At 63.9% G+C, this 8,027-nt stretch carries 7 protein-coding genes; 2 read left to right on the top strand and 5 right to left on the bottom strand.

Going from position 1 to position 8,027, the window contains the following annotated elements; all coding sequences use genetic code 11:
• Nucleotides 1-559 (top strand): Hpt domain-containing protein (locus tag ABNS06_RS05700; RefSeq protein WP_348673136.1); only part of this gene is annotated, 559 nt, incomplete at its 5' end.
• Nucleotides 556-2,379, top strand: a complete 1,824-nt coding sequence (locus ABNS06_RS05695) for an EAL domain-containing protein (RefSeq protein ID WP_348673135.1) — start codon at nt 556-558, stop codon at nt 2,377-2,379. The genes ABNS06_RS05700 and ABNS06_RS05695, both read left to right, overlap by 4 nt.
• Nucleotides 2,380-2,577: 198 nt before the next feature.
• On the opposite strand, the gene ABNS06_RS05690 is transcribed toward ABNS06_RS05695, so the two are convergent.
• Genes ABNS06_RS05690 through ABNS06_RS05670 form a run of 5 tightly spaced genes read right to left on the bottom strand, consistent with a single transcriptional unit; the run spans nt 2,578 to nt 7,978 of the window.
• Complete coding sequence (locus ABNS06_RS05690; RefSeq protein WP_348673134.1) at nt 2,578-3,684, bottom strand: chemotaxis response regulator protein-glutamate methylesterase; 1,107 nt, start codon at nt 3,682-3,684, stop codon at nt 2,578-2,580.
• 2 nt (nt 3,685-3,686) lie between these two features.
• Nucleotides 3,687-4,556: a CheR family methyltransferase gene (locus ABNS06_RS05685; RefSeq protein ID WP_348673133.1), complete on the bottom strand. Its 870-nt coding sequence runs from the start codon at nt 4,554-4,556 to the stop codon at nt 3,687-3,689.
• Nucleotides 4,557-4,560: 4 nt separating this feature from the next.
• Nucleotides 4,561-5,085 (bottom strand): chemotaxis protein CheW, encoded by a 525-nt coding sequence (locus ABNS06_RS05680; protein ID WP_348673132.1) that lies wholly within the window; start codon nt 5,083-5,085, stop codon nt 4,561-4,563.
• A gap of 50 nt (nt 5,086-5,135) precedes the next feature.
• Nucleotides 5,136-7,076 carry a methyl-accepting chemotaxis protein gene (locus ABNS06_RS05675; protein ID WP_348673130.1) on the bottom strand — a complete coding sequence of 647 codons (1,941 nt, stop codon included), beginning with the start codon at nt 7,074-7,076 and terminating at the stop codon, nt 5,136-5,138.
• 44 nt (nt 7,077-7,120) lie between these two features.
• Nucleotides 7,121-7,978 carry a chemotaxis protein CheW gene (locus ABNS06_RS05670; protein ID WP_348673138.1) on the bottom strand — a complete coding sequence of 286 codons (858 nt, stop codon included), beginning with the start codon at nt 7,976-7,978 and terminating at the stop codon, nt 7,121-7,123.
• Nucleotides 7,979-8,027: the final 49 nt, after the last annotated feature.

Raw genomic sequence — 8,027 nt, 5'->3', positions numbered from 1 at the left:
TCCGAAGCTCGCGCTGAAGCGGGCCGGCGGCAAGCCGGAACTGCGTGATCGCATGCTGCGTCTGTTCGTCGAACATCATCAGGACGATGCCGCGAATCTTCGCGCCGCCCTGGAGGCCGGTGACTGGGACCGCATCCGGCAACTCGCGCATGCTCTGAAAGGGTCATCCGGGGCAATCGGTTATCCCGATCTGGAGGCCGCCACCGGGCGGCTGGAGGCGGTGGGCCGTGATACCGAGGATGCCGCCTCGGCCGCGGCCCTGATCGACAAGATCGAACGGGCCCTGAGCGGGTTGCGCGTGCCGGTACCGGACGGCGCCATGTCCGAATCACGGCCACCGGCGGAGGCGGCGGACATCGCGAGCCTCGTCCGGGAACTGCGTCAGGCCTTGTCCGAGAGTGACACGCGGGCGCGCGGCATCATGGAACAACTTGAGCAGGCCATGCACGACCCGCCGCCCATGCTTGCTACCATTCAGCGTCATGTGAGCGCCTATGCGTTCGAACAGGCGGAGCAGGAGTTGGACTCGCTGGTCAAGGCATTGGGGATGCAGGCATGAGAGCACCGGGCGCCACGGTTCTGGTCGTGGACGACACGCCCGAGAACATCGAGCTGCTGGATGGAATCCTGTCCAGTCAGTACCGCGTCAAGGTGGCCACGAACGGTGAGCGCACCTTGCAGATCGCCCGGAGCGACGATCCTCCCCACCTGATTCTGCTCGATGTGATGATGCCGGGCATGGACGGCTACGAGGTCTGCCGCAAGCTCAAGGAAGACCCGAGAACCCGGCGTATCCCGGTCATCTTCATCACCGCGCGATCGGAGATGGAAGACGAGCGCCGGGGGCTGCAGCTCGGTGCCGTTGACTACATCGTCAAGCCGATCAGTCCGCCGATCGTCGAGGCCCGGGTCGCCACGCATCTGGCGCTGTTCGATCAGCGCATCGCCCTGGAAAGCAATGTCCGCGAGCGCACGCTGGAGTTGACCGAGGCGCTGGACGCCCTGGAGCGGGAGCGAAAGGAACACGCCAGCGCGTCGGCGCGGGCGGATTACCTGCTCAGCTTCGATCCGGTGACCGGGGTCGCCAACCGCCACGATTTCGTGATGCGCCTGGAGCGAGCCGCCGACCGTCTGCGCCGGGGCGGGCAACGTCTGGCACTGGTCTCGGTGAATCTGGACCGGTTCCACATGATCAATGCCGCGCACGGGGAGCAGGTTGGCGACCGGCTGTTGCGCACCATTGCCAATCGCCTGGCGAAATGCATTCGCGCCACCGATTTGCTCGCGCGCATCGGTCCGGACGAGTTCGTCACGCTGCTGAGCGAGGACGACCGCCTCACCGGCGAGGAGCTGTCCGCCGCGGCCGCGGAACTGGGCGAACGCATGCTCGCCGCCGTGCGGCAGCCGATTGATTCAGACGACATCCTGGCCGCCGGTCCCGTCGAGATCACCGCGAGCGGCGGGGTGACGCTGTTTCCGGATGACTGCGACGAGCCACTGGGCCTGATCAAGCGCCTGCAGGCGGCAACCATTCATTCCAAGAGCAACGGGCGTGACCGGGTGACCCGCTATTCACCCACGCTGGATGCCAACCTGGGCCATCAGCTCCAGCTGGAGCAGGGCCTGCGCGATGCGTTGCGCAACCGTGTGCTGGAGGTTCATTTCCAGCCGAAGCTGCGTGTGCACGACCGCTGGATCAGCGGCGCCGAGGCGCTGGTGCGCTGGCCGGACGGGAAGGGGGGCTACATCAATCCCTCCGAGTTCATCCCGCTGGCCGAGGACACGGGCCTGATCGTCGCGCTGGATCGCTACGTGCTCGAAACCGTGGTCGCCGACGCCACCTTGTGGAGGGCGGTATCGGCCCACGGTGGGCGCATCGCCGTCAACCTGTCGGCGGCCAGTTTCGGCGCGCCGGACCTGGAGGACATGGTGCGCGATGTGCTGGCGTCGGCGCCGGAGCCGGTGTGCCTGGAGTTCGAACTGACGGAGCACACACTGCTCGGCGACGTGCAATCGGTGGTGCATCGTCTGCATGTCTTGCGCGAAATGGACGTGACGCTGGCGCTCGACGATTTCGGCACCGGCTATTCGTCGCTGGCCTACCTCAAGCGCCTGCCCTTCGATGTGCTCAAGGTTGACCAGAGTTTCGTCCGCGACATCGAGAGCGATACGGACGATCGCGCGATCGTCGGGGCCATTCTCGCGCTGGCCAAGCGCCTGGACTTCAAGACCGTGGCGGAGGGCGTCAGCACGTCTCGACAGCTCGAGTTCGTGGAGTCGCATGGCTGCGACGAGGTGCAGGGGTTCCTGTTCAGCCCAGCGCTGCCGTCAGCCGACTTCATCAGGCTGCTGGGTGAACCCGCGCCGGTGGCGAGCTGAGCAACGCCTCGGAGACCGTGCCCGGCTGATGGCGCTGCCCCGAACGCGTCCTCCCGGATCCGGCAGGCCCGGGGTGCTTCGTTCGAGGCTGGTCGCGATGAGTGGACCGGTACCCGATCGTCCCGCTCCGCCGGGATGCGGGGTTTGCGGAATCGCGAGACCGCCCGGCGAGGTGCTGTCAGCGCCTCCCCGGACCAATCACACGGCTGCTTCGACGAGTCGCTCCGACCCGCGTGGACTGGCGGCGGACCTCACGAGCGTGGAGGCGATCCGCTCCAGCGGCAGTACCTGCTGCACGCCCCCGCGTTTCACGGCTTCCTTGGGCATGCCGTAGACCACGCAGCTCGCTTCGTCCTGCGCCAAGGTGATGGCCCCTGCATCGAAAAGCTCCTTCATGCCGTCGGCGCCATCGTCACCCATGCCGGTCAGGATCGCGGCGACAACATTGCTGCCGCCGTACATCGCGGCGGAGCGGAACAACACGTTCACTGACGGTCGATGTCGGGACACCAGCGGACCATCCTTGACCTGGACGTAGTAGCGGGCGCCGCTGCGCTTGAGCAGCAGATGTCTGCCCCCGGGGGCGATCAGGGCGTGTCCGCGCAGAACGCTCTGGCCATCCCGGGCCTCGGCCACGCGAATCTTGCAGGACTTGTTCAGCCGGCTGGCGAAGGCGGAGGTGAACCGCTCCGGCATGTGCTGAACGACGAGAATGCCGGGGCAGTCGATCGGCATGCCTTCGAGCACCTCGCGCACGGCCTCGGTGCCTCCCGTGGATGCACCAATGACGATGATTTTTTCCGTGGATTCGACCAGGGCGGCATTGGGCAGCTCTCGCTGCCGAATCACCGCATCGGCGTTCAGCTTTTTCTCCACCGGACATCGCGTGCGACGCTTGCGCGGTGTGGCCTTGGCCGCCGCTCGGATGGTGTCCGCGATGAGCTTGCGGCTTTCCGTCAGATGTTCTCGGGTATCGACCTTGGGTTTTTCGATGACCTCGATGGCACCAAGCTCCATGGCCGCGAACGCGGATTCCGATCCCTTGGCCGTCAGCGAGGAGCAGACGACCACGGGAATGGGATGCTGCGACATCAGCTTTTCCAGAAACGTCAGTCCGTCCATCCTCGGCATTTCGATATCCAGCAGAATCACGTCCGGTATCGACTTGCGCAGCTTTTGCGCGGCGACGATGGGGTCTTGAGCGACGTCGGTCACCTCGATATCCGGTTCGGCATCGAGCAGCATCTTCAGCGTCTGACGGACGATGGCGGAATCGTCGATCACCATGACGTTGATCGTGGCCATGATCAGTTCTCCAGGGGTCTGGTGTAGATGGTGGGCTCCACGTAACGCAGCGGGGTCTTGAACCCGCTCAGGGATTCGGAATGGCCGATCATCAACAGCGCGCCGGGAACCATGACGTCATGAATGCGACGAACCACGGCTTCGCGTGTGCTGTTCGAGAAATAGATCATCACGTTTCTGCAGAAGACCAGGTCGAACGGCGCCTCAAACGCGTAGGCGTCGGTGACCAGGTTGAAGCGTTGAAACCGCACGTGCTCGCGCAGTTCCGGCCCCATCGCGACACGATTGTCGCCAGCCTTGCGGCTGCGCATCAGATAGCGATGGCGCATCGACTCAGGAACGGGTGCCACGTCATCCACGCTGTAGATGCCGTTGACCGCGATCTTGAGCATGGCGGTGCTCAAGTCCGTGGCCAGGATCTCGAAGCGCAGCTGGGGGTAGAGCTCCAGTGCGTCGAGCAGAACCAGCGCGAGTGTGTAGGGCTCCTGTCCCGCGGAGCAGCCCGCACTCCAGACGCGCAGTGGGCGTTGAGACCCGGCAAGCTGCGACAGGGTGGGTAACCATTGCTCCTGCAGATAGCGGAAATGGTCGGCTTCACGAAAGAACGCCGTCTTGTTCGTGGTCAGCGCGTCGATCAGCGTGATCAACGCGATCCCACGCCTGCTCAGCGTCTCGTCGACATAGCTGTCGTAGTCGCCATAGCCTCCCGCCACCACATGCTTGCGCAGACGCGACTGGACCAACGTGTGTTTGTCCGGCGGCAACTCGATACCGGCCTCCCGGCGCAGAAAGCGAGCGATCCGCTCAAAGCTGTGATTCGAGAGCGGAGGCAGAACGCCGAGGGCGGGTGCCGCGGAAGCGAACGCCGTCATGACGTCATGCCGGTTCGGCGACGGCGTCAGCCGGCTCGCAGGCGCCGGCAATCGAATGCAGCTGTTCAGGCGCCAGCACGCGGTCCATCTCCAGCACCATCAGAAACCGGTCTTCCAGTCGCGCGACATGGCGGATGAAATCCGTCCTCACCCGGTTGCCCATGGGCGGCGCTTCGGACAGCAGGTCCTGTCCGATTTCCAGCACCTCCCTGACCGAGTCCACGAGTATGCCCATCAGGCTCTGACGCTCCTCGTGGCGCACCTCGGTGATGATGATCGCGGTATCGATCGTCGGTTCGGCGACCGGCATGCCGAACTCCAGACGCAGGTCGACCACCGGGACCACGCTGCCGCGGATGTTGATCACGCCGCGCATGAAGTCCGGCGTCTTGGGAACGCGGGTGATGTCGGTGTACTCCAGCACCTCGCGGACCGAGCCGATGGGCAGCGCGTAGTCCTCGTCGGCCAGGCGGAAGGTGAGAACCTGGGCGGCATCCAGTGTCGCGGTCAAGTCGTAGGGGTCTTTCATGATCTTGCTCCGAACCGAGGCGGACGAAACCGCCTCCGAGTGGTGAGGAATCAGTAGCGCACGAATTCCTTGAGTTGCTCGGTATCGGTGCCGAGATCCAGGTCGATGCCGTCGCCCGTGTCATTGGCCGGCGGGGCAAAGTCGCTGATCACCTCCTGCTCCGGGGAGAGGTCCAGATCGTCCAGATCAAGGTCGTCCATCGTGTCCGGCTGGTCCGTGATGCCGACTTCGGGGCGTCGGCCGCCACGGCTCAGCTTGGCCATGTTCTCCTGCATGGAGATCGACTGGTCCGCCAGCACTCCGGCGGTAGCCGCCATCTGTTCGGCGGAGGCGGCGCTTTGCTGCACCACGTCATCCAGCTGCTTGAGCGCCTTGTTGATCTCATCGGCGCCGGCATCCTGCTCGGTGGAGGCGACATTGATCTCCTTGACGAGCTCCGCGGTCTTGCGGATGTCAGGCACCAGGCGCGACAGGACGTCGCCGGCGCGTTGTGAGACCTCCACGCTGTTCGATGCCGTTTCGCTGATCTCCTCAGCCGCCTTCTGACTCCGTTCGGCGAGTTTCCGCACCTCGGCTGCGACGACGGCGAATCCGCGACCGTGTTCGCCGGCACGCGCGGCTTCGATCGCCGCATTGAGGGCGAGCAGGTTGGTCTGGCGGGAAATCTCGCCGATGACGGTGATGCGTTCGGCAATCTCGGACATCGCCGACACGGTCTGCCGCACAGCCTCGCCGCCTTCACGGGCCCCTTCGGACGCCTTCAGCGCGATCTGCTCGGTCTGGCTGGCGTTGTCCGAGCTCTGGCGAATGTTGGCGGCCATCTGCTCCATGGACGACGAGATCTCTTCCAGGGAGGCGGCCTGTTGAGCGGCGCCTTCGGCGATCTGCTGACTGGCGGCGCTGATCTGATCGCTCCCGCTGGCGACCTCATCCACACTGCGACGCACGGCCGTGGCGGTTCGCATGGTCCCGCTGATCACGATGACCGCAAGCAACAGGCCCAGGGCGAGGCCGGAGCCGGCCACGATGAACAGCAGTCGTTTGGTTCGTACGAAGGTGGCCGATGCGGCCTCCACCCCGGACGCCATGGCTTCAAAGCCCAGATCGGTCAGCGAATCCATGGTGGCCTGTGCGCGGTTGAGCTGATCGCGCCCCTGGAAGGTCGCCAGCTCGAAGGCGACGGTAGTCGCGTTCTCATCCTTGATGTCGAGAATGTCCTCGTGAACCGTTCTCCACGCGTCATGCGCGACGGTGAACGCGGTCAGGCGGGTCGCCAGCGCTTCCGGCACCGATTCAGCCAGTTCGGCGCTCAGGACTTCGGCCTCGTCCTTCACGTCTTCCAGAGCCATGGCGTAGGTGTCCATGTCTTCAAGCCAGCGTGACAGCAGGAAGTTCTTTTCTTCGCGATGCGCGCGAGTCAGCGTGCGCATCAACTTCTGGGCTGTCATGGCGGCGTGGACGGCGGCCGGCTCTGTGTCGAACATCGCCTCCAGCCCCTCGGACAATTCATCCAGGCGACGCTGCATGGTTTCAAACGCATCCCGGCCTTCGTTCTGCGACATCATCCGGGACTTCAGATCGGTGTTCTGGCGGGCCAGGCGGACCACGTTGTTCTTGGTGATCTCGTACTGCTCCCAGTCACGCATGAACTTGTCGAGCTGCTGACGTTCCTTTTCATCCGAGAGGGCTCTGACGCCTTCCAGGTGGGACTCCATGTCGGCCACGCGCTCGTCGATTTCTCGCGCGAACACCGCCATCTCGTCATCGGTCTCCGACAGCAGAATGTTCTTCTCGGCGCGGGAGATCGCCATCAGATCCCGGTCGATACGTGCCGTGTGGTGCACCTTTTCGGACGGGCCCGCAACCGTGGTCTGCATCGTCGTGTTGAGATTGTCGAGCGCTGTCAGAGCGTAGTAGGCGGTCACGGCAATGACGGCTATCAGCATGCTGAAACCGAAAATTACCTTGGTCGTCACGGTCGTGGATTGCATAGGAAGTCCCTCTTGGTGCACCGAGCGATGCGCAGCGGTTATCGTTAGTGGATCGTGTTCAAGGTGAGTTGGTTACCCAACGAGTTGGCACTTCCGTGTTGCGCCATTGATGTCGCCAGCTGGGCGACATCAAGAATCAGAGCGACGCTCCCGTCTCCAAGAATCGTGGCGCCTGAAAGTCCTTGCAGGTGTTCATAGACATGTCCGATCGACTTGATGACGGTCTGGTGCTGACCGATCACCGAGTCGACGACGAGTCCGATTCGTTCATCGCCCGCTGTGGCGATGACCACCTGATGAGTTGTCGGCCGGTTTTCGGAAATCTCAAACCAGTCGCGCAGAGACACCCGAGGTACGAGCTGCTCCCGCAATTCGATCAGACCGAACATCCCGCCTGTCTCCTCGTCGGCGACTTCGAGGCATTCCTCAACAGAGGACAACGGGATGATGTACCGCTCATCGCCAAGCTGAACCAGCAGCCCCTCGATGATCGCCAGCGTCAGCGGCAGCGTGATCTCGATCGTGGTGCCCACGCCGAGTTCGCTGTGAATGCTGAGGCTGCCTCGCAGCGCTTCGATCGATCGCTTGACCACGTCCATGCCGACGCCGCGACCGGAGATGTTCGAGACGTTCTCCGCGGTGGAGAACCCCGCGCGAAAGATCAGCTCGAAGCATTCCTGATCACTGAGCGTGGTGTCGGCGGAGATCAGACCTTTTTTCACGGCGCTGGCATGGAGGGCCTTCGGGTCCATGCCCTTGCCACTGTCCTTGACCTGCAACAGCACGTGAGAGCCCTGATGCGTGGCCGACAGCGTGATCGTCCCCTGACGCTGTTTGCCGGCGGCCTCACGGTCGTCGGGCGACTCGATGCCATGGTCGATGCTGTTGCGGATCAGGTGCACCAGCGGATCGCCAAGCTTGTCGATGACGGTCTTGTCCAGTTCCGTTTCC

Source organism: uncultured Abyssibacter sp. (assembly GCF_964000955.1).
In the GTDB taxonomy this organism is placed as follows: domain Bacteria; phylum Pseudomonadota; class Gammaproteobacteria; order Nevskiales; family OUC007; genus Abyssibacter.
This window is presented reverse-complemented; position numbering and strand designations above follow the sequence as displayed.